The sequence below is a fragment of the Bradyrhizobium sp. AZCC 1721 genome (assembly GCF_036924715.1).
Taxonomy (GTDB): domain Bacteria; phylum Pseudomonadota; class Alphaproteobacteria; order Rhizobiales; family Xanthobacteraceae; genus Bradyrhizobium.
Map to the genome: position 1 here is coordinate 5,662,700 of NZ_JAZHSB010000001.1, position 22,318 is coordinate 5,685,017.

A 22,318-nucleotide genomic window follows, 5' to 3' on the forward strand; every position below is an offset into this window, starting at 1 on the left:
CTACGCCTTCAACGTCTCCAGGAACCGCACCGGTTCGCCGGTGGACGGCGTCGTTACCTCGCCCTGCCACATCACGCGCCTGCCGCGCACGAACGTGCCGACCGGCCAGCCGGTGACGCGGACGCCGTCATAGGGCGTCCAGCCGGCGCGCGAGGCCACCCATTTGTTGGTGATGGTCTCAGAGCGCTTGAGATCGACGATGGTGAAGTCGGCATCGTAGCCCGCCGCAATGCGGCCTTTGCAGGCGATGTTGTACAGCCGCGCGGGACCTGCGCTCGTGAGATCGACGAAACGCTGTAGCGACAGCCGGCCCGCGTTGACGTGATCGAGCATCAAGGGCACCAGCGTCTGCACGCCGGTCATGCCGGAGGGCGAAGCCGGATAGGTCTTCGCCTTTTCCTCCAGCGTATGCGGCGCGTGGTCGGAGCCGAGCACGTCGATGATACCCTGCTCGATACCATACCAGATTCCCTCGCGGTGATCGGCCGAGCGCACCGGCGGGTTCATCTGTGCAAGCGTGCCGAGCCGCTCGTAGCATTCCGGTGCGGCCATGGTGAGATGATGCGGCGTCGCCTCGCAGGACGCGACATCCTTGTGGTCGCGCAGATAGTCGATCTCCTGCTTGGTCGAGATGTGCAGCACGTGGATGCGCTTGCCGGTCTCGCGCGCAAGATTGACCAGCCGCTGGGTTGCCATCAGCGCTGCAGTCTCGTCACGCCATACCGGATGCGAGCGCGGGTCGCCCTCGATGCGGAGCGACTTGCGGTCGTTGAGGCGATATTCGTCCTCGGCGTGAAAGGCGGCGCGGCGGCGGATTACCTGGAAGATGCGCCGCAGGCTTTCGTCGTCCTCGACCAACAGCGCGCCGGTGGAAGAGCCGATGAACACCTTTACGCCGGCACAACCGGGCGCGCGTTCCAGCTCCGGCAGATGGTTCACGTTCTCGCGGGTGCCGCCGATGAAGAAGGCAAAGTCGCAATGCATGCGGTGACGGCCGGCGTTGATCTTGGCGGTGAACGCCTCCTCGGTGACCGTGAGCGGATTGGTGTTCGGCATCTCGAACACCGCGGTGACGCCGCCCATCACGGCGCTGCGCGAGCCGGTCTCGAGGTCTTCCTTGTGCGTCAGCCCCGGCTCGCGGAAATGCACCTGCGTGTCGATCACGCCGGGCAGGACGTGCAGGCCCTTGCAGTCAATGGTCTCGCCGGCGGAGGCCTGTCCGAGCCCCCCGATCGCAGCGATCCGGCCATTGGAGATGCCGATGTCGCAGATGCCCTCACCGTCCTGATTGACCACGGTGCCGGATTTTAGAATGGTATCAAATCGCTGATTCATCGCTGCTTCATGGTCCTCTGGCGCTCGCTTTAAGGCCTTGTTGACAGCACCTTAGCGCCTTACGTTCTCATGTGATATCCGGCTCCTGCGTTTTCCCGGGAACTTGAAAGCTCACTGCAAGCCGCACTGCAAAAGAGGCCGTTTTACTAATGAAAGCAGCGTTTCTTCCGGACCGGGGCGTGGTCAAGGTCAGCGGCGAGGATGCCCGCAATTTCCTCAACGGCCTCGTCACCACAGACGTCACGCCGCTGCAGCCCGGTCTTGGCCGGTTCGGCGCGCTGCTGACGCCGCAGGGAAAAATCACGACGGACTTCCTCATTACCGAAGCCCCTGCAGGTCACGGCGGCGCCTTCCTGATCGATGCGCCCCGCGTGCTGGCGCAGAACCTCGCTGACAAACTCGGCTTCTACAAGCTGCGCGCCAAAGTCGCCGTGGAGAACATCTCCGACAGCATGGGCGTGCTGGCCGCCTGGGACGGCGAGCCCGCGGTGAAGCCCGATCTGGCCTTTGCCGATCCGCGGCATGAAGCTCTCGGCTGGCGCATTCTTGTCCCTGAAGATCTCAAGCAAAAGGTGGCCGAGCTGATCGGAGCCGATCTCGTCGACAGCGAGGCCTACGAGGCGCATCGCATCGCCTTGGGCGTGCCGCGCGGCGGGCTCGACTTCACGTACAGCGACGCATTCCCGCACGAGACGAATATGGACCGCCTGCACGGCGTCGATTTCGACAAGGGCTGCTATGTCGGCCAGGAAGTGGTGTCGCGCATGCAGCATCGCGGCACCGCGCGCACGCGGATCGTGCGCGTCACGCTCGAAGACTTTTCGCCGGAAACCGGCGTCGCCGTTCTCGGTGGCGACAAGCAGGTCGGCACCATGGGATCGACCGCCGGCGGCCACGGCCTCGCACTGGTCCGGATCGACCGCGTTGCGGATGCGCTCGATGCAGGACTTTCGCTGACCGCCGGCGGCCTTGCGATCCGGCTGACCGATCCGAACGACGTCCGCGTCCCACCGAAGCAGACCGTCGCATGAGCAAATCTGCGCGCCTGCACGCCGACGGCAAGACGCGGTGCCCGTGGCCCGGCGAAGACCCGTTCTACATGGCCTATCACGACACAGAATGGGGTGTGCCTGAGTATGACGACCGGGCGCTGTACGAAAAGCTGATCCTCGACGGTTTTCAGGCCGGCCTGTCGTGGATCACGATTTTGCGCAAGCGCGAAAACTTCCGCAAAGCGTTCGACGATTTCCAGCCGGAAAAGATCGCGCGCTACAACGCCAAGAAAATCCACGCGCTGATGAACGACGCCGGCATCGTTCGCAACCGCGCCAAGATCGAAGGCGCCGTCAACAGCGCCAAGGCCTATTTGAAGATCATGGAAGAAGGCGCGGGCTTCTCCAAATTCATGTGGGACTTCGTCGACGGCAAGCCCATCGTCAACCAGTTCAAGACCACGGCCAGCGTACCGGCCTCGACACCGGTCTCGGTCAAGATCTCAAAGGAACTCGGCGCACGCGGCTTCAAATTCGTCGGCCCAACCATCGTCTACGCCTTCATGCAGGCTACCGGCATGGTCAACGACCATCTTGTCACGTGCTTCTGCCACGAGGCCTGCAGCGGCAAACTGCGCAAGCCCCGGCTCAAGGCCAAATGACGGCGCGAAGATCGTCCGGCGTCGCCACGCGCGCCTGGCAGCGGATGCTGTCGGGGCGACGGCTCGATCTGCTCGATCCCTCCCCGCTCGATATCGAAATCGCCGACATCGCCCATGGCCTGGCGCGCGTGGCGCGCTGGAACGGGCAGACCAGCGGCGCGCACATCTTCTCGGTGGCGCAGCACACGCTATTGGTCGAAGCCGTGATGCGTGAGCAGATGCCGCGCGTCGACGCCCGCTTCCGCCTCGCGGCGATGCTGCACGACGCACCGGAATATGTCATCGGCGACATGATCTCGCCGTTCAAGGCAGTGCTCGGCGGCGATTACAAGGCGGTTGAGAAGCGCCTGCTGGCCGCGATCCATGTTCGCTTCGGCCTGCCGCCAAGTCTCGCCGATGAAATCACGAGCGCCATCAAAGCGGCCGACCGCGGTGCGGCCTATCTCGAAGCCACCCATCTGGCGGGATTTTCGGTAAGTGAAGCGAAGCGCCTGTTCGGCAGGGATCCCGGCCTCCCCGAGGCCACCGTGCGGGACTACCTGACGCCGTGGACTGCGGCCCGGGCCGAGAAGCAATTTTTGGCGCGATTCGAGCTATTGCTTGGTTGAATGGGGGCCGTTGTAGGGTGGGCGCCCACCATTATTGCCCCGGAACCAAGATGGTGGGCACGGCGCAAGGGCGCCTTTGCCCACCCTACGACACCGGTTATATTGCTGACCAAAGACTACCCAGGGAACGCCATGCTTCACGTCTGCTCGCTTGCCGCACTTCCCGACACCGTCAGGACGACCGGCGCCAGCCACATTCTCACCGTGATGGCCAATGTCGATCAGGTGCAGCGCCCGGCCTCGGTGCTCGAGGCCAACCATCTGAAAATCTCGATGGACGACATCATCGAGGAGATGGACGGCTTTGTCGCGCCGGCGGATCATCATATCGAAAGGGTGCTGAATTTCGTTCGAAGCTGGGACCGCAGCGCGCCGATGGTGGTGCATTGCTATGCCGGCATCAGCCGCTCGACGGCGAGCGCGTTTGCCGCCGCCTGCGCCCTCAATCCGCATCGCGCCGAGATCGAGATCGCCCGGCAAATTCGCGCCCGCTCCCCGATCGCGTCGCCGAACCGGTTGATCGTCAGCCTCGCCGACAAGGCGTTGGGCCGTGAGGGGCGAATGCTGCGCGCGCTGGACGAAATGGGTCCGGGCAGCATGATGGTCGAAGGCCGGCCATTCCGACTAGATCTGGAATGACGTGGCGTTCCCCGGATGCGCCAAATGACGCCCGGATCGGCGTGAACTTTTAGCGGACAAAAGCACACACAGGATTGCAACCTGGCTGCCGACATGGCCGGTTAACGCTCTGACGCGCCCGCCTGGAGGCCCGATGTTCGACGACCCCTTCGTTTTCTTTTCGCTTGCGATCGCGATCGTCGCCCTGATCTTGGCGCGGAAGGCCATGAATCAGGTGGCGGAGTTACGCCAGCGCCTGGAGGCGATGCAGGCCACGCCGGCGGCCGCTGCTGCAGCCGTGCCTCCGCCCCTCACGCCATTCGAAGCCTTCGAGCAAAGCCTGCCGCCAGCTCCGAGCGGGGCCACACCGACGCCTCCGCCGATCGTTCCCGAGGCGGAATCCATCGCGTCCGCCGCCAGCCCTGAGGCGGCTGGGCAAGCCGCCGGCGGGGCACCGCCGCCGCCTCCATTGCCGCCGGCCGATCGCGGTTTCGAGGAAACCGTCGGCACGCGCTGGGTGGTGTGGATCGGCGGTCTGACGCTGGCGCTCGGCGGATTCTTCATGGTGCGCTATTCGATCGAAGCCGGTTTGCTCGGCCCTGGCGTGCGCACCATCCTCGGCGGCCTGTTCGCTCTGGCCTTGCTGCTTGCGGGCGAATGGACGCGGCGCAAGGAAAGCATTTCCACGATCGACGCGCTACCGATCGCCAATATCCCGGCCATCCTGACCGCCGCCGGAACGGCGGTGGCATTTGCCACGGTTTACGCAGCCTATGCGCTGTACGGCTTCCTGGTGCCGGCGACCGCGTTCATCCTGCTCGGTCTGGTAGCGCTGGGCACGCTGGCCGCGGCGCTGCTGCATGGCCCGGCGCTGGCCGGCCTCGGCGTGGTCGGCGCCTTTGTGACGCCGGTCCTGGTCTCGTCCGACAAACCGGACTTCTGGGCGCTCTACATCTATCTCGCAATCGTCACTGCGGCAGCCTTCGGTCTGGCGCGCATCAGGCTGTGGCGCTGGCTCGCGGTCACCACGATCGCGTTTGCCCTGCTATGGACATTCCCCTGCCTGCAATGCGGCCCGTCGATGGTCGGCCCGCATGCGTTCCACGTGCTCGCCGGATTCATTCTCGCCGCGCTACTCGTGGTGTGCGGCTTCATGTTCGGCCCGCCCGCGGACGAAGGCCAGGTTGAGCCGATCTCGTCCGGCTCGCTTGCGGCCTATCTGCTCGGCGCGACCTTGATCGTGCTGAACGGTTTTCATGCCGACGCCGCGATGATCGTATTCGGGCTGCTGGTGGCCGGCAGCATCGCGGTTGCCTGGCGCAGCGATGCCGCCGCGGGTGCCGTCGGCGCCGCTGCTGCGTTGGTCTTCGTCGTGTTCGCCGAATGGGCCATTCGGGCCAATCCCGACATGCTGGTGCTGCCCGGCGGGCCGCTGCAAGGCATCGGGCCGACCGCCACGGACGGATCAGTGTCGCTGCATCTGATCTCGGCCGCGATCTTCGCGGCGGGCTTTGGCGTGGCGGGATTTTTCGCGCAGGGCCGCTTCGCGGGGCCGGTGATACCGGTGATCTGGTCGGCCGCGGCGGTGTTCACGCCGCTGGCGCTGTTGGTCGCACTCTACGCCCGCATTGCGCATCTCGACCGCTCGATTCCGTTTGCGATTCTCGCGGTAATGCTCGCCGCGGCCTATGCCGCTGCGACCGAGATACTCAGCAGGCGCGAGGATCGTCCGGGACTACAAGCCTCGATCGCGCTGTTTGCGACCGGCACCCTCGCAGCGTTGGCGCTGGCGCTGACCTTTGCGCTGGAAAAAGGCTGGCTGACGATCGCCCTGGCGCTGATGTCGGCAGGCACCGCCTGGATATCCACGCAGCGGCCGATTCCGTTCCTGCGTGCCCTCGCTGCCATCCTCGCCGGCATCGTCGTGCTGCGCATCGGCTACGAGCCGCGCATCGTCGGCCAGGCCGTCGGTACCACGCCGATCTTCAACTGGCTGTTGTGGGGCTATGGCATTCCGGCGGCATCATTCTGGGCCGGCAGCATCTTCCTGCGCCGCGGCGGCGATGACGCACCACTGCGCACGGTGGAATCGGCGGCGATCCTGTTCACGGTGCTGCTGGCGTTCATGGAAATCCGCCATGCCGTGAACAATGGCGACGTCTACCATGCGAGCGCCGACCTCACCGAAGTCGCGCTGCAGGTCTGCGTTACGCTCGCGATGGCGATCGGGCTGGAGCGGCTGCGCATCCGCACCGGCAGCATCATTCACAATGCCGGCGCGATCCTGCTGACGGCGTTTGCCGGCCTCGCGACGGTGTTCGGGCTGTTGCTGCTGGAGAACCCGATGCTGCGATGGATCGATGTCGGCGGCATTGTCATCAACCTTTTGCTGCTCGGCTATGCCCTGCCCGCGGTGCTCGCGCTGCTATTGTCCTATGCCGTCGCGGGTCGGCGGCCGGTCGCCTATGGCAACACGATCGCGGCGGCAGCGCTCGTTCTCGCGCTTGCCTATGTGACGTTCGAGATCAGGCGAATCTATCACGGTCCGGCGATTGCGGCCGGCCCGACCAGCGGCGCCGAGCAATATACCTATTCGATCGCATATCTCGCCTTCGGCGTCGTCTTGCTCGGCATCGGTATTCTCTCCAACTCGCAGCGCGCGCGGCTGGCGTCCGCGGTGGTCATCGGACTGACGATCCTGAAAGCATTCCTGATCGACATGTCGGCACTGACCGGCGTCTATCGCGCGCTGTCCTTCATGTGCCTCGGCCTGGTGCTGGTGGCGATCGGGTGGCTGTACCAGCGGATCCTGTTCCGCAGGCAAGCGGCAGCGCCGGCCGCGCCGACGGGAAGCTAGAGGATGATCCTCTAACCGACGGATTCGGCGACGAGGCGAATCCTGAACACGGGCTTTTTGGCTTCGTCCAAAAGCTCCATCTGCCATTCGGCGTTCTGCTTCAGGCTGCGCGAAAGGCTGCCGAGAAGGTTACCGCAGACCTCGGTCATCTCGGCCCAGGCGGCCTCGCGGCTTTCGAATTCGGATCCCTGATCGGACGCGCCTGCGTAGCGACCGTGGCTGATCCGAAAAAAATACAGCGGCATGATTGATCTCATGTGTTGGGCCGCCTCCCGGCCTTCTCTGCCGGTCACTTGGAACGAGATTCGCTACCAGGACATGAATGCGCCAGCCCGTATGACTACGGGTTCCCGTTGGCTGACAATGTGGGATTTGGCGGCGGCCGCAGGCGCAGTTTGCGATCAATCAGTCGAGCGGCGCAACTCTGGGGCGCTCTCGGCCTTTGCGGGTTCGGGCTTCGCCTGCTCCACCTTCGGCTCGGATTTCACCGGCTCGAGTTTGGCGCTCTCGACCGCAGGCGTCTCGACCCGCGTCGTTACTTCGGCCCGTGCATCGACCGGCACACGCGACGGCTCCTCCCGACGATGCAGCGAGCGCGGTCGCGCCACGGAGCGCGCCATCAGCATCTGCGAGGCGCCCTGATGGCGGAAATCGCAATAGGCAAAGCCCATGCCCGAGACCGAGCCGCGGAACGAGCGATCATCACGCTTGTCGAGATTGAAGCACGGCTCGAACGGCAGTCCCTTGATCGAAGCGCAGACGGCCTGGCCGCGAATCTGCAGCGTGTTGCCGGGCAGGCGCACATGACGGATCGGGCCCGAGCCGCTGAATTGGACGGAGCCGGCTGCGCCGAGATCGTCAAGGATGCGTCCAGCGCCGCGGGTGCCGTCAAAGCAGGTAAAGGCGAAAACCTTGCCGCTCACGAACCTGCGGGCCTCGTCGGCATTCATCATCCCGGCCAGCGCAGGAACGATCATCGCACTGGCCGTGACGGCCCCCAGAACCAAACGCGCAAGCATGCAGCTACTCCAACTTAACAAGAGCGCGGGCGCCCGCCTTTACCCGCTGCTTACCATACCAACCACCATGGCAACATTGGAGCAGGTTGGTTGGTAAAGTCTGAACACCGTTAGGGGATTTTTACCACGATTCGACCGCGGACCTTCCCTGCGAGGATTTCGGCGCCCGCGCCGATCACCTGGTCCAAACCGATTTCGTGAGTAATATCAGCTAGTTTTCCCTTATCCAGATCGCTGGCAAGGCGATTCCAGGCAAGCTTGCGCTGCTCGATCGGGCACATCACCGAGTCGATGCCGAGAAGGCACACTCCACGCAAAATAAACGGTGCGACGGAGGACGGCAAATCCATACCGGCGGCAAGGCCGCAGGCGGCAATGGCTCCGCCATATTTGGTCATCGACAGCAGGTTGGCGAGCGTGGTCGATCCGACGCTGTCGACGCCACCCGCCCAGCGCTCTTTCGCCAGCGGCTTGGCGGGACCTGCGAGCTCGGCCCGATCGATCACTTCGGCGGCGCCGAGGCCCTTCAGGTAGTCGGCCTCCGACATCCGCCCCGTGGACGCGATGACGTGATAGCCGAGTTTCGAGAGCACGGCTGACGCGACCGAGCCGACGCCGCCGGCGGCGCCGGTCACCACGATGGGACCGCTCTTCGGCGTCAATCCGTGTTTCTCCAGCGCCAGCACCGACAGCATCGCGGTGTAGCCGGCAGTGCCGATCGCCATCGCCTCACGCGTGGAGATGCCATCGGGCAGCCGCACCAGCCAGTCGCCCTTGACGCGCGCTTTTTCGGCATAGGCGCCAAGATGAGTCTCGCCCATGCCCCAGCCGTTGCAGACGACCTTGTCGCCGGTCTTCCACGCCGGATGCGAAGATTGTTCGACGGTACCTGCGAAGTCGATGCCGGCGATCATCGGGAAACGCCGTACGACGGGAGCCTTGCCGGTGACGGCTAGACCATCCTTGTAGTTCAGCGTCGACCACTCGACGGCGACGGTGACATCGCCTTCCATCAGCTCGGCTTCGTCGAACTGCGTCAGCGCGGCGGTGGTGCCTTTATCGGCCTTGTCGATCCTGATGGCCTTGAACGTACCCACGGCAAACTCCCCGGACTTTTCTCTGTCAGGAGTGTTTACCGCATCAGGCGGGTTGTGCAACCGGGCGCGCGACCGGCTGCTCGACGATCGGCAGGTTGATCAGCGCCGACAGCACGCCGAACAGGATCGAGAGCCACCAGATCGGGGTGTAGGAGCCGAACTGCTCGAACACGATGCCGCCGAGCCAGACGCCGAGGAAACCGCCGACCTGATGGCTGACGAAGGCAAAGCCGTACAGCGTTGCGAACCACTTTGTGCCGAACATCAGCGCCACCAGCGCCGAGGTCGGCGGCACCGTCGAGAGCCAGGTCAGGCCGCTGATGGCGCCGAACGCAATAGCCGAGAAGGTGGTGATCGGAAACGAGATGAAGGCGATGATCGACAGCGCTCGCGTGAAATAGATCAGCGACAGGATATAGCGCTTCGGAAAATAGTTCTGTACCCAGCCGACGCTGAGCGAGCCGATGATGTTGAACAGGCCGATCGCCGCAATCACCCAGCCGCCGGTGGATGCGGGAATGCCGCGATCGACGAGATAGGCCGGCAGATGTACGGTGATGAAGGCGAGCTGGAAGCCGCAAGTGAAGAAGCCGAGCACCAGCAGCACGTAGGAGCGATGACCGAACGCTTCCGCCAGCGCGGTCTTGAAGGATTGCTGCTCGGCGGGCGGCGCATCGGCCGTTGTTGCGGCCGGTGGCGTTGCCAGCGCCAGCGACAGCGGCACGATAAGGAGCATCAATGCCGCAAATACAATGAGCGCTGCTTGCCAGCCGAACTGATCGATAACGGCCACGCCGAAGGGAGCGAACAGGAACTGACCGAACGAACCAGCGGCCGTGCCGGCGCCGAGCGCGAAACCGCGCCGTTCCGGCGGCAACAGCTTGCTGAACGCTGACAGCACCAGGTTGAACGACGAGCCTGACAAGCCGAAGCCGATCAAGACACCGGCACTAAGATTGAGCGACAGCGGCGTCGACGAATAGCGCATCAATAGAAGACCGGCGGCATAAAGAAGCGCGCCGATGACAATGACGCGCAGGATGCCGAAGCGATCGGCGATGGCGCCTGCGATCGGCTGCCCTAGCCCCCACAGCAGGTTCTGCAGTGCCAGCGCGAGGCCGAACACGTCGCGGCCCCAGGCAAACTCAGCGCTCATCGGTTGAACGAAAAAGCCGAGGCTGGAGCGCGGCCCGAAACTCAACAGCGCAATGATGCAGCCGCAGATCATGATCACCAGCGGGGTGCGCCAGGTGCCGAGGCCGGAGGATGGACGAAGGTCGGTCGTTACAGCCATTTGCTTCCCCCTGGACCAATCGGCGCCCGGGACGGCCCGAGCGAAACGTTACGGTGAGTTAATGCAGGTGCATGAAAACCCCAAGAGGGAGGGAGAGAAAAATTTTCCGCTGCAGGGCAGCTCTGCAAAATTGTCGAGGGCAATGAGTGCAATTTATTGAGCGGGGCACCTGGCAGAGATGCCGTCCCTGCGAACGCACTAGGGCATCTACACGTCTTGGGGACGCGACAGATTGACTCGGGGCGGCATGATGTGCGTTCGCCGCAGCGTTTTGTATGATTCTCTCTCTGGCGCTTTGATTCGAAGGAGCGCCAGAGATGCAGCAGGAACCGGATTTGTCCCTGGGTAAGTTTGGAGACGTTCGCCTCGATAAAAGGGGGCGGCGCTTCTCCGGGCTATGCTTTGCACGCGCAGTGTCTGTTTGCGCCAGATGGCGCAGGGCAACTGGGCCGCGAACATGGCGTTCTGGCGGTTTGTGAACAATCCGCAAGTCACGATCGACAAGCTGATTGAAGGCTGGAGCCTGCAGACGTCGATGGCGGTCAGCGGGCGTCATGTGCTGTCGATCCAGGACACCAGCGAGATCAACTTCCACACTCGTCCGGGACATCGGCGCGACTTGGGCAAGGTCGGCAAAGGCAATGCTCGCGGCGTGCTGCTGCATGCCATGATGGCGGTCGATGCCGATAGCGGGGTCTGTCTCGGGCTCACCGGCGGTGAGGTGTGGACGCGCAAGCGCAAGGCCAGGATCGCTCACGAGAAGCGCGCCTTGGCCGACAAGGAATCGGCGCGCTGGGTGACGACGGCTAAGCAAGGCTGCGAGGTTCTGGTCGCTGCTCGTATGATCACCGTCGTCAACGACCGCGAGGGGGATTTCTTTGCTCACTGGTCGCTGACACCCGCTGACAATGTCCACCTCCTGTCGCGCGCCATGCACGACCATGCGCTGGTCGATGGCGGCACGCTTTATCAGGCGGTCGCGCGGGCCCGCTTCTGCGACAAGGCGGTGATCGATCTACCAAAGCGAATGGATCGCCACGGTCGCCAGGCCCACCTCTCCATGCGCCTGGGAACCGTTGTGCTCAAACGACCGCAGCGCCCCGGCGTGAAAGACCTGCCACAGGGCGTCAAAGTCAGCTTCGTGGAGGTCGTCGAGTTGCACCCCCCGAAGAGCGCCAAGCCCATTCATTGGTTGCTCCTGACCACTCATCCGGTCGTCACCGCCGCCGATGCCTGGCGGATCGTCTCCTGGTACAAGCAGCGCTGGATCATCGAACAGCTCTTTCGCTCGCTGAAGAGCCAGGGTCTGCGCATCGAGGATAGTCAGCTCGACAGCGCTGAAGGCCTGATCAAACTCGTGGCGATCGCCACCAGAGTAGCATGTATCGTCATCCAGCTCGTTCAAGCCCGCAATGGCGGCGAACAATTGCAGGTCGAATTTGTGTTCACGCCGGACGAGATCGAAGCGCTCAAGGCCATTAACAAAACCCTGAAAGGCCGCACCGAGCTCCAGAAGAACCACCATCGCCCCAACACTGTCGCCTGGGCGGCATGGATCATCGCAAAGCTCGGCGGATGGACCGGTTACGCCTCTCATCGCCCACCTGGACCAATCACCTTCCACATGGGAATGGCTCGCTTCCAACTCCTCGTATATGGCCCGGCAAGCGTGTAGATGCCCTAGTTGCGTTCGCAGGGACCCATAACCACCAGCCTACATTGTTGAAGCGCAGCCGTCGCTCCGAGTGCCCATTCCGCCGGCCGCGGCGTATGGGCCCCTGCGTTCGCAGGGGCGACAAGTTGAGGGGTCTCGCCTCTATTCCGTCATCCTGCGTTCGCAGGGACGACATTTGTTACCGCTTCGCGCTCGCCTGCTCGGCCGAGCTTTGCGCGGCTTCCGCGAGCTTGGCGGAGATCGCCGCGGTCTCGGCAGGCGTGCCCCAGCTCGGAGCGTCGCTGCCATTGCCCCAGGCGCGTGGCCGGTAGAAGGTGTGCACGCCGAACTTGTGCATCTTCTTCATTTCATTGACCCAGGACGGCCGCACCCAATAGGCGTGGTAGTGCGTCGACTTGTCGACTTCCGGCAGCCAGAGCTGGCCATCGAGCATCGCCTTCGCGATCTTCTTCGCCCGCTCCCACATGTCGGGCTCCCGAATGACATCCTTGTTGTTATCGCAGGCGAAGGTGAACTGGCACGCCAGATGGCGATGCTTGTTCTGGTAGACCACGCCGCACACGGTTTCGGGATATTTGCCGGAGAAGGCGCGGTTCAAAACCACCTGCGCCACCGCGATCTGGCCTCGCACCGCTTCGCCGCGGGCCTCGAAGTAGATCGCTTCAGCCAGGCACTTTTCCGACTTGGCGCGCGACTTCTCGTCAAACAGGCCGAGACGTTCGGCCGGCGTCTTGGCGTGCTGGTTGTCGGCGTTGACCTCGCCCTTCGGCGCGACGCTTTCGCCCATCTCGCCGGCTCGCACCGGACCATCGGCATCGACCGGCAGCGAGGCCATCATCTTCATGTCGGGATCCGGATGCGCTGGTGGCATGACAATGACAGGCTCTTCGCCGGGCTGCCAGCGTTCGATGCTTTCGGGCGAGCCGAGCGAGGAGCCAAAGAACAGGCTCGAGGTCTTGAAGGAGAAACCATCGCGCGGTGGCGTAGCCGCTTGCGGCGCGACCTTGAGATCGTCCTGCGGCTTGCTCTCAAGCGACAGCGACATATCCAGTGGCGGAGCGTTCAGCGCGGCCTGCAGCTCGGGATCGAGCGGTACACGCTCGACGGGCGGCGGCGTCTCGGCAGTCTTGGCGCCCTTGACCGATGCATTTGATGTCGCTGGATCCTCGATCGCCGGCGCTCGATCGGCAGGGCCAGTGGTCTCCACTGCCGGCGACGGCGGCGCGATGATAAGGCGGTCGCCCTTCAATGTGCGGTCGACCTTGGGGAAATCGGCGGCGTGATAGCGCGGCGATGGAGCGACCAGCGGATTGCGCGTCACCGAACCCGTGATGTCGATGCCCTGAGTGTCGAGACTTGCGAGACGGTAAGTCGCGGTCTGCGGCGACGAGGTTCCGATCGGGCGACCGAAGGAGAACGTCGCGACCTGGATGCCGGCGGAGGAGAACACGCGCTTCTGCCAGCGCTCGGCGACGCCCGGCTGGCGCGCCAGCAGCGAGGCGATATCCTGATATCCGATCTCGGTCGGCATCAAAGCGAAGACGCAGAGACCGAGACCGAAGGACGCGAACCGCGCGCCCTTCGGCTGGTTACGCAACACAAACATCGATACGCTCACGCAACGCTTACACGGGTCGAACGTCAGTACATCCGTGCAATTCGACCTTTTTCGTTGGTATCGAATTTAGGTTGCCGGGGAGTTAATCGGCGTGGCGTGCGTGCTACACGCAAGACATCGCGCAATTTTTCCGGATCGCATGAGAAGTGTTGGTAAATGGCCGCTCGATGAAAGTGGTAAACATCCCGTCAACGAAGATGATGAAGAGATTCTTGCGCGGCTCACTCACCTCGCAATGGCGCGAGTTCCAATTCACTGTGTCGCGCTGAAGCGTTTGAGTTCGTCATTGCTGTCGATGAATTGCGACGACCCTCACCTAGGCAGCAAAACGCAAATGCCCGGGACAAAGCCCGGGCATCACGTCGTGTTCGTAATCGTATCGAAGAAGCCCTACGCCTGGCTCTCAATCTTCTTGCCGAGCGCGGCCTGCGCGGCGGCGAGGCGCGCAATCGGCACGCGGTAGGGCGAGCACGAAACGTAGTCGAGCCCGATCTCGTGGCAGAACGCCACCGAGGCGGGATCACCGCCATGCTCACCGCAAATGCCGACCTTCAAATTGGGCCGTGTCTTGCGACCACGGGTGACGCCGATCTTCACCAGCTCGCCCACGCCATCGCGATCGACCGAGATGAACGGATCGATCTCGAGAATTCCCTTGCTGACATAGGTGCCGAGGAAACTCGCGGCGTCGTCGCGGCTGATGCCGTAGGTAGTCTGGGTCAGGTCGTTGGTGCCGAACGAGAAGAACTCCGCGGTCTGGGCGACATCGCCGGCCAGCAGGCACGCACGCGGCAGCTCGATCATCGTACCAACTTGATAAGCGAGCTTCTTGCCGGTCTCCTTCATCACCGCCTGCGCGGTGGCGTCGATCCGCGCCTTGACCAGGTCGAACTCGGCCTTGGTCGCGATCAGCGGCACCATCACCTCGAGGCCGACGGCCTCGCCGGTGCGCTTCTCGGCTTCTACCGCCGCTTCGAAGATCGCGCGCGCCTGCATTTCGGCGATCTCAGGATAGGCGATCGCAAGACGGCAGCCGCGGAAGCCCAGCATCGGGTTGAACTCGGCGAGATCACGGGCGCGATCGGCGAGCTTGCGCGGATCGGTGTTCATCGCGCGCGCGACTTCCTCGATCTCGGCCTGGGTGTGCGGCAGGAATTCATGCAGCGGCGGATCGAGCAGGCGGATCGTGACGGGCAGGCCCTTCATGATCTCGAACAACTCGACAAAATCGGCGCGCTGCATCGGCAACAGTTTTGACAGCGCCGCGCGGCGCGACTGTTCGTCCTCGGAAAGGATCATCTCGCGCACGGTGCGGATGCGGGTTTCCTCGAAGAACATGTGCTCGGTGCGGCACAGCCCGATGCCCTCGCCGCCGAATTTTATCGCGGTGCGCGCATCTTCCGGCGTGTCGGCGTTGACGCGAACTCCGAGCTTGCGAACCTGATCGGCCCAGCCCATCAGCGTGCCGAACTCGCCCGACAGTTTCGGCTCGATCATCGGCATCTTGCCGGCCAGCACCTGGCCGAGCGAGCCGTCGATGGTGATGACGTCGCCGGTCTTGAAGGTGCGCGAGCCGACGCTCATGGTGCCGCGGCCATAGTCGACGCGAATGGCACCGCAGCCGGAAACGCAGGGCTTGCCCATGCCGCGCGCCACCACCGCGGCGTGCGAAGTCATGCCGCCGCGGGTGGTCAAAATGCCTTCGGCGGCGTGCATGCCGTGAATGTCTTCCGGACTGGTTTCGACGCGCACCAGAATGACGTTGCGGCCGTCGGCCTGAAGTTTCGCGGCTTCATCGGACGAGAACACGATCTCGCCGGATGCGGCGCCGGGCGAGGCCGGCAGGCCGGTCGCGATCACGTCGCGCTTGGCCTGGGGATCGATGGTCGGATGCAGCAATTGATCCAGCGAAGCCGGATCGATCCGCATCACCGCGTCCTTCTTTGAGATCAGGCCTTCATTGGCGAGCTCGACCGCGATGCGCAGCGCTGCCTTCGCGGTGCGCTTTCCACCGCGGGTCTGCAGCATCCACAACTTGCCCTGCTCGACCGTGAACTCCATGTCCTGCATGTCGCGATAGTGCTTTTCGAGCAGCGTGTAGAACCGCGTCAGCTCCTTGAAGGCCTCCGGCATCGCGCTTTCCATCGACGGCTTGTCGGAACCGGATTCCTGGCGCGCTTCCTCGGTGATGTCCTGCGGCGTGCGGATGCCCGCCACCACGTCCTCACCCTGCGCGTTGATCAGGAATTCGCCGTACAGCTTGCTCTCGCCGGTCGAAGGATTGCGCGTGAACGCGACGCCGGTCGCGGACGTTTCGCCCATGTTGCCGAACACCATGGCCTGCACGTTGACCGCGGTGCCCCAGGATTCCGGGATGTCGTGCAGGCGGCGGTAGGTCACTGCACGCGCATTCATCCAGGATGAGAACACCGCGCCGATCGCGCCCCACAATTGCTCGTGCGGATCCTGCGGGAAATCCCTGCCGGTCTCGCGCGCCACCGCTTCCTTGTACTTGCCGACCAGTTCGACCCAGTCGTCGCCGGTGAGATCAGTGTCGAGCGTGTAGCCCTGGCTGTCCTTGAAGGTGTCGAGAATGTCCTCGAAGTGATGATGCTCGAAGCCGAGCACCACGTCCGAATACATCGTGATGAAGCGGCGATAGCTGTCATAGGCAAAGCGGCGATCGCCGGAGAGTTCGGCGAGCGCTTCGACCGTTTTGTCGTTGAGGCCGAGATTGAGCACGGTGTCCATCATGCCCGGCATCGACGCGCGGCCGCCGGAACGAACCGACACCAGCAGCGGATTTTTCGAGTCGCCGAATGCCTTGCCGGTCAGCTTGCCGACATACTCAAGCGCCTTCTCGACCTGCGCCTTCAGCGCGGGCGGATAGGTTTTGTCATGCGCGTAGAAATAGGTGCAGACCGAGGTAGGAATGGTGAAGCCCGGAGGCACCGGCAGGCCCAAATTGGCCATCTCGGCAAGGTTGGCGCCCTTGCCGCCGAGCAAGTCGCGCAGGCCCGCTTTGCCCTCTGCCTTGCCGTCCCCGAAGGTATAGACCCACTTGCCGGATTTTACCGCCTCGGCGGCAGGCTTGCGGACGGCAGCCTTCTTGGCCGCGGCCTTGGCGACCGGCTTGGCCGGGGCCTTCTTCAGCGCCTTGCGGGCCGAGGCCTGCGGCGCGGCCTTCGGCCGGGCGGATGGCTTTGATTTCGCTACAGATTTCACTGCAGCCTTCTTGGACTTCGCGACGGCTTTGGCCATGGATTCCAACTATCCGAAAAAGGGAAGAAGATTGCGCGCCTTACACCATTTTGAGGGGTTCCGCGCAAGCCGCGAAACCCCGCTTTCCAGTGCTAGAACTTGAACATCTTGAGCACGCCAAGACCCACCAGGCCGACGAAGATCAAGTAGATCGCGACGATGTAGTTGAGCAGCCGCGGCATGATCAGGATGAATATCCCGGCGAGCAGAGCAACGATCGCGGGAACATGCGTGGCGGTGATGGTCATTGAAATCTCCAGATGATCGGGGGGCGGGAAATCGAATCGAGGGCGGCAACTTAACCGCTGGCGCGGTTCGGGAATAGCAAGACGCTTAACCGCTTCAATGGGTTCCAGCCTCCGCAACAATTCCCCAGAAATGTCGCGGATGAGGCCGCGCTTTTACCGGAACAATGCTGCACGCGATGAATTGGCCCGCATTGTGTGTGTGCTGGCGAAAGCCGGCACCTCTTCTCGCGAAGGAGTTGACCATGCGGAACAGACTATTTGCCATTGCGGCGATCGCGGGCGCGATGGCCGTCCCGATCGCGGCTCAGGCGCAATCCACGATCGGCACAGGTGGCGGCAGCGCGGTCGTCATCGGTGAACATGTAGAAGGCATCGCGCCCGACGTGCGTCCGGCCTTCCGCGAATACATCGTGCGTGAGCGCGTGCCGAATTACACTATTTCCGAGCGTGTGACGGTTGGCGCCGTGCTGCCGGAAACCGGCGTGACCTACTACGACGTGCCGCAATCGTTCGGGGTGACGCCCTATCGCTACACCGTGGTGAACGGCCAGACGATATTGGTCGAACCGCGTTCGCGCCGCATCGTTCAGGTGGTCGATTGACCTTCAGTAGCCTGAACGATTGGTCCGGGCGCCGCGCAAGCGGATGTGCGCGAGATACGACCGGACAAGAAGCCCCGCCCGGCGTCCCCTCCGGGCGGGGTCTTTCTGTGCGCTCGTTCACTGTCGTGTCCCGGACGCGGTGCAGCGCGGAGCGATGCACCGCAGAGCCGGGACCTATGTATGATTGAGGCGAGATGGGCCCCGGCTTGGCAGCGCACCACTTCGTGCTGCGCAGCATCCGGGGCACGGGCAGCGGTCAGCTATTCCCTGATTTCCAATCCAGGCTTCTTCACCACCAGCCGGTGAATCTTCTTTCCCGATGAGGCGCTGACGATCTCTTCGTCGAGCAATACGGTCGCGGTCGTCAGCTCCGCCTGCACGACCGCCGGATCGAACGCGGCGTAAAGCCGTCCCTGCGCGTCGCGCTGATCGGCGCCCTCGGTGACGCGCCAGCTCAGATAGAGAATGCCGCTGGGCTTGACGATATCGAGCAGGCGGCGGACCGATGCCGCAATCTCCTTGCGGTCGAGATGCATGATCACGGTTTCGCACAGCACGTTATCGAACGTGCCGATACCGCGCAGATCGGGCAATTCGGCATGCGCGAACTTGCACGACGGATAGCGCCGGCGCGCTTCGTTGAGCAGGCCCTCCGAGGCGTCGAAGCCCATCGCCGAAAAGCCGTGGGTGTGAAGCCAGGCGACCTCGCGGCCGCAGCCGCAGCCGATATCGGCCGAATTGCCACCGCGCACGAAAAAGCGTTCGACGACTTCCTGCAGGTCGACGGGCGCCGGCTGACCGAGCCAGTCCTTCGCGCACGCCGCCGCATCCTGGTCATAAGCGGCGAGCGTCTGAGGATCCATGGTCTAGCCTTCGATCTTGGAAAAATCCGCAACCGCGCGGGTCGCCGCGCGGATTTCGTTCAGGAGTTTTAGTCGATTCTCGCGAACATCAGGTTCATCGGCATTGACCTTGACCTTGTCGAAGAACGCATCGACCGCGGGCCTCAGCTTCGCCATTGCGCTCATCGCCGCGGCGAAATCTTCCTTCTGCACTGCGGCTCCGGCCTCGCTCTTGACCTGGTCGATCGCCTTGGCGAGCGCCTTTTCTTCGGCAAGCGCGTAGAGCCCGGCATCTGGCGCACCGTCGAACGTGCGCTTGTCCTTTTTTTCCTCGATCGCGAGGATGTTACTCGCGCGCTTGGTCCCTGCAAGCAGGTTCTTGCCGTCGTCGGTGTCGAGGAACTTGCCGAGCGCCTCGACGCGACGGACGACCAGCAGCAGGTCATCCTGGCCTTCCAACGCAAAGACGGCGTCGACAAGATCATGACGCGCTCCTTGTTCGCGGAGTTGGACTTTCAGGCGATCCGCAAAGAAGGAAAGCAGATCCGTTGCATTCTTGCGAGTAAACCGAATCAAATTGATATCTTCGACTGACCCCGGAGGCTGCCGGGACGGCCAAACGCTGAGATCTTTGTAATCTGAATGAGCAAGATTGAAGTCCGCTAAGGCAACAATCCGCCCGATCAAACTGTTGGCATTACCTAGTGCCTCGCTCGCGGAAGAGACCTTCCAGCCAAACGTGTTGTTGTCCTCCCAGCAAACTTCAACATTCCGTCGCAGCGCCTCAGAATTTGCCAATGAGCCAAAGTTAAACTCACCACCGGGCTGCTTTTCGTCTTCGATCGCTCCGATCACGACTCCAATATACGAAGAAAGCAATCCGTCGTGATCAAGATACGCAGTCTCGAATGGAAATTCCTTCAATAACATCGCTATTTGATAATCGACGTCGCGGCCCGAGCTTTCTGTAATGCGCCGCCAAATAAGATACCCGGCACCGAATGCCAACCGCTGCCGAAACAGCCGTGCTAGAAAGTCAACTTGATCTATGCGGATTTGATTACTCAGAACGATCCTGATGACGCCCAGCGCCGCCCGCCGCAACGCATAGGGGTCCTTGCTTCCCGTCGGTTTCTCGTCGATCGCCCAGAACCCGACCAGCGTGTCGATCTTGTCGGCCAGCGCCACCGCCACACTCACCGGATCGCTCGGCACGCGATCAGTCGGCCCCTGTGGCTTGTAATGGTCCTCGCTCGCGGCGGCGACGGAGGCGTCTTCGCCTTGCGCCTGCGCATAGTACTTCCCCATCAGGCCCTGCAGCTCCGGGAATTCGCCGACGACTTCGGTCAACAGATCGGCTTTTGCCAGATGCGCGGCTCGCTTGGCCTTCGCGACGTCGGCGCCGACCAGCGGCGCGATCTCGGCCGCCAGCCGTTCGATCCGTTTGATCCGCTCCGCCTGCGTGCCAAGCTTCTCGTGAAACACGATCTGCTCGAATTTTGGCAGCCGGCTCTCCAGCTTCGTCTTCAGGTCGGTCTCGTAGAAGAATTTTGCATCGCTCAACCGCGCGCGGATCACGCGCTCGTTGCCGGCGACGATCACCTTGCCGCCGTCGGTCGCTTCAATGTTGGCAGTCAGAATAAATTTGTTGGCGAGCTTCCCGGTCTTGGGGTCGCGCACCACAAAGCATTTCTGGTTGTTGCGGATGGTGGCGCGGATCACTTCGCCCGGGATCGGCAGGAATTCCTCATCGAAGGAGCCCATCAGCGCGACCGGCCATTCGACGAGGCCGGCGACCTCGTCCAAGAGCCCCTGGTCCTCGACCAGCTCAAAGCCTTGCGCGAACGCCAATTGCTTGGCGTCGGCGAGGATGATGTCCTTGCGCGCCTGCGGATCGAGTACGACCTTCGCGGCCTTCAGCTTGGCTTCGTAATCCGCGAAGCGCCGCACCGGAATCGCCGACGGCGCCATGAAGCGGTGGCCGAACGTGGTCTGCCCGGCCTCGATGCCGTCGACGGAAAACTTTACCACATCGGGTTCTTCGGTCTCCGGACCGAAGGTCGCGATGATCGAGTGCAGCGGCCGCACCCAGGAGAGCGAACCCGATTTGGTCGAACGAGCGCCCCAGCGCATCGACTTCGGCCACGGGAAGGTTCGGATGATGACCGGCAGAATCTCAGCGAGCACATCGATGGTGGCGCGGCCCGGCTTTTCGATCAGGGCGATGTAGAAGTCGCCCTTCTTCGGGTCGGTCTGGATCTTGGCGTCTTCGATCCTGGCCAGACCGGTCGCCTTCAAGAATCCCTGGATCGCGGCATCGGGGCCGCCGACGCGCGGGCCGCGGCGCTCTTCCTTGAGGTCGGACTGCTGCGCCGGAACGCCGTGCACGGTCAGCGCCAGCCGCCGCGGCGTCGCGAACGCTTTCGCGCCTTCATAGACCAGGCCCTCCGCGACGAGCTTTGTCGGTCACCATGCGGCGCAGATCGTCCGCCGCCTTCGCCTGCATGCGCGCGGGGATTTCCTCGGAAAACAATTCCAGCAGAAGATCAGGCATCAGACCGCCCTGCCCGCTTCGGTGTGAACCCAGGCCTCGCCGCAGGCCTTTGCCAATTCGCGCACGCGCATGATGTAGCTCTGCCGCTCCGTCACCGAGATCGCGCCGCGCGCATCGAGCAGGTTGAAGACATGGCTCGCCTTGATGCACTGGTCATAGGCCGGCAGCGCCATCAGATGTTCTTTCTGATTACCGCCCTCCTTCCACCCGGCCGCGAGATATTTCTTGCAAGCGTCTTCGGCCATCTTGAACTGCTCGAACAGCATCGCCGTATCGGTGTGCTCGAAATTGTGCCGGGAATATTCCTGCTCGGCCTGCAGGAAGACGTCACCATAGGTGACCTTGTCGGCGCCGTCGCGGCCATTGAAGTTGAGATCGTAGACGCGGTCGACGCCCTGCACATACATCGCAAGACGCTCGAGTCCGTAGGTGAGCTCGCCGGAAACGGGTGCGCATTCGACGCCCGCGACCTGCTGGAAGTAAGTGAACTGGCTGACTTCCATGCCGTCGCACCAGCACTCCCAGCCCAGCCCCCATGCGCCAAGCGTCGGGCTTTCCCAATCGTCCTCGACGAAGCGGATGTCGTGCAGGCTCGAATCGATGCCGATCGCGGCCAGCGACTTCAGGTACAGATCCTGAAGGTTCGGCGGCGACGGCTTCATGATCACCTGAAACTGATAATAGTGCTGCAGCCGGTTGGGGTTCTCGCCGTAGCGTCCGTCCTTCGGCCGGCGCGAGGGCTGCACATAGGCCGCATTCCAGCGCTTCGGCCCCAACGCGCGGAGTGTCGTCGCCGGATGGAAGGTGCCTGCGCCCATTTCCATGTCGTAGGGCTGCAGGATCACGCAGCCCTGCTCCGCCCAGAACCGCTGGAGAGCAAGGATGAAGCCCTGGAACGAACGTTCCGGGCGCATATGGGCAGGCAAAGCGTCCATCGGCAGAATCGGTCTCGCGAAGGGGGGTTTGAAGTGCGCGGGACCGTATCGGCGTAGGGGCAGGGAATCAAGGCGATGGAGCCTTGTATTCCTCATGGTGA

17 protein-coding genes and 1 pseudogene are annotated in these 22,318 nt (G+C 63.2%); 7 read left to right on the forward strand and 11 right to left on the reverse strand.

The features are described 5' to 3' along the window. The gene (locus V1273_RS27070; RefSeq protein WP_334364417.1) at window positions 1–1,335 is read right to left on the reverse strand and encodes a dihydroorotase; all 1,335 of its coding nucleotides are present in this window, start codon (window positions 1,333–1,335) and stop codon (window positions 1–3) included. A gap of 149 nt (window positions 1,336–1,484) precedes the next feature. Here V1273_RS27070 and ygfZ point away from each other — a divergent pair, with 149 nt between their 5' ends. The 5 genes from ygfZ (at window position 1,485) to V1273_RS27095 (ending at window position 7,072) form a co-directional block, all read left to right on the forward strand. After that, complete coding sequence (gene ygfZ, locus V1273_RS27075) at window positions 1,485–2,366, forward strand: CAF17-like 4Fe-4S cluster assembly/insertion protein YgfZ (protein WP_334411482.1); 882 nt, start codon at window positions 1,485–1,487, stop codon at window positions 2,364–2,366. Further along, complete coding sequence (locus V1273_RS27080; protein WP_213290264.1) at window positions 2,363–2,989, forward strand: DNA-3-methyladenine glycosylase I; 627 nt, start codon at window positions 2,363–2,365, stop codon at window positions 2,987–2,989. The genes ygfZ and V1273_RS27080 overlap by 4 nt, the downstream gene beginning before the upstream one ends. Then, window positions 2,986–3,597: an HD family hydrolase gene (locus V1273_RS27085; protein ID WP_334364419.1), complete on the forward strand. Its 612-nt coding sequence runs from the start codon at window positions 2,986–2,988 to the stop codon at window positions 3,595–3,597. The genes V1273_RS27080 and V1273_RS27085 overlap by 4 nt, the downstream gene beginning before the upstream one ends. A 132-nt stretch (window positions 3,598–3,729) precedes the next feature. Continuing rightward, window positions 3,730–4,236 carry a tyrosine phosphatase family protein gene (locus V1273_RS27090; protein WP_334380839.1) on the forward strand — a complete coding sequence of 169 codons (507 nt, stop codon included), beginning with the start codon at window positions 3,730–3,732 and terminating at the stop codon, window positions 4,234–4,236. Between the two features lie 133 nt (window positions 4,237–4,369). Further along, the gene (locus V1273_RS27095) at window positions 4,370–7,072 is read left to right on the forward strand and encodes a DUF2339 domain-containing protein (protein ID WP_334411483.1); all 2,703 of its coding nucleotides are present in this window, start codon (window positions 4,370–4,372) and stop codon (window positions 7,070–7,072) included. Window positions 7,073–7,083: 11 nt separating this feature from the next. Here V1273_RS27095 and V1273_RS27100 read toward each other — a convergent pair whose 3' ends face one another. From V1273_RS27100 to V1273_RS27115, 4 genes are all read right to left on the reverse strand, one after another. Continuing rightward, complete coding sequence (locus tag V1273_RS27100) at window positions 7,084–7,317, reverse strand: DUF6894 family protein (protein ID WP_334364422.1); 234 nt, start codon at window positions 7,315–7,317, stop codon at window positions 7,084–7,086. A gap of 156 nt (window positions 7,318–7,473) precedes the next feature. Further along, window positions 7,474–8,091, reverse strand: coding sequence for a hypothetical protein (locus tag V1273_RS27105; RefSeq protein ID WP_334364423.1), 618 nt, complete (start codon window positions 8,089–8,091; stop codon window positions 7,474–7,476). 110 nt (window positions 8,092–8,201) lie between these two features. Beyond that, window positions 8,202–9,188 (reverse strand): acrylyl-CoA reductase (NADPH), encoded by a 987-nt coding sequence (gene acuI, locus V1273_RS27110; RefSeq protein ID WP_334364424.1) that lies wholly within the window; start codon window positions 9,186–9,188, stop codon window positions 8,202–8,204. Between the two features lie 43 nt (window positions 9,189–9,231). Further along, entirely contained in the window at window positions 9,232–10,482 is a 1,251-nt protein-coding gene (locus V1273_RS27115; protein WP_334411484.1) for an MFS transporter, read from the reverse strand. A gap of 430 nt (window positions 10,483–10,912) precedes the next feature. On the opposite strand from V1273_RS27115, the gene V1273_RS27120 reads away from it, so the two are divergent. Next, window positions 10,913–12,157 (forward strand): IS4 family transposase, encoded by a 1,245-nt coding sequence (locus tag V1273_RS27120; RefSeq protein ID WP_334368994.1) that lies wholly within the window; start codon window positions 10,913–10,915, stop codon window positions 12,155–12,157. A 178-nt stretch (window positions 12,158–12,335) separates the two neighbouring features. On the opposite strand, the gene V1273_RS27125 is transcribed toward V1273_RS27120, so the two are convergent. The 3 genes from V1273_RS27125 to V1273_RS27135 form a co-directional block, all read right to left on the reverse strand. Then, window positions 12,336–13,763, reverse strand: a complete 1,428-nt coding sequence (locus tag V1273_RS27125) for a cell wall hydrolase (protein WP_334411485.1) — start codon at window positions 13,761–13,763, stop codon at window positions 12,336–12,338. Window positions 13,764–14,165: 402 nt separating this feature from the next. Then, entirely contained in the window at window positions 14,166–17,036 is a 2,871-nt protein-coding gene (gene ppdK / locus V1273_RS27130; RefSeq protein WP_334380835.1) for a pyruvate, phosphate dikinase, read from the reverse strand. Between the two features lie 92 nt (window positions 17,037–17,128). Further along, window positions 17,129–17,284 carry a DUF3096 domain-containing protein gene (locus V1273_RS27135; RefSeq protein WP_082637306.1) on the reverse strand — a complete coding sequence of 52 codons (156 nt, stop codon included), beginning with the start codon at window positions 17,282–17,284 and terminating at the stop codon, window positions 17,129–17,131. Window positions 17,285–17,526: 242 nt separating this feature from the next. On the opposite strand from V1273_RS27135, the gene V1273_RS27140 reads away from it, so the two are divergent. Continuing rightward, entirely contained in the window at window positions 17,527–17,886 is a 360-nt protein-coding gene (locus V1273_RS27140) for a DUF1236 domain-containing protein (protein ID WP_334364428.1), read from the forward strand. A gap of 260 nt (window positions 17,887–18,146) precedes the next feature. On the opposite strand, the gene V1273_RS27145 is transcribed toward V1273_RS27140, so the two are convergent. From V1273_RS27145 to V1273_RS27160, 3 genes and pseudogenes are all read right to left on the reverse strand, one after another. Further along, window positions 18,147–18,749: a class I SAM-dependent methyltransferase gene (locus tag V1273_RS27145; protein ID WP_334364429.1), complete on the reverse strand. Its 603-nt coding sequence runs from the start codon at window positions 18,747–18,749 to the stop codon at window positions 18,147–18,149. A gap of 3 nt (window positions 18,750–18,752) precedes the next feature. Continuing rightward, window positions 18,753–21,282 (reverse strand): annotated as a pseudogene (glyS, locus tag V1273_RS34130) (glycine--tRNA ligase subunit beta). After that, the gene (locus V1273_RS27160; RefSeq protein ID WP_334411486.1) at window positions 21,282–22,217 is read right to left on the reverse strand and encodes a glycine--tRNA ligase subunit alpha; all 936 of its coding nucleotides are present in this window, start codon (window positions 22,215–22,217) and stop codon (window positions 21,282–21,284) included. The pseudogene glyS and the gene V1273_RS27160 overlap by 1 nt, the downstream one beginning before the upstream one ends. Window positions 22,218–22,318: the final 101 nt, after the last annotated feature.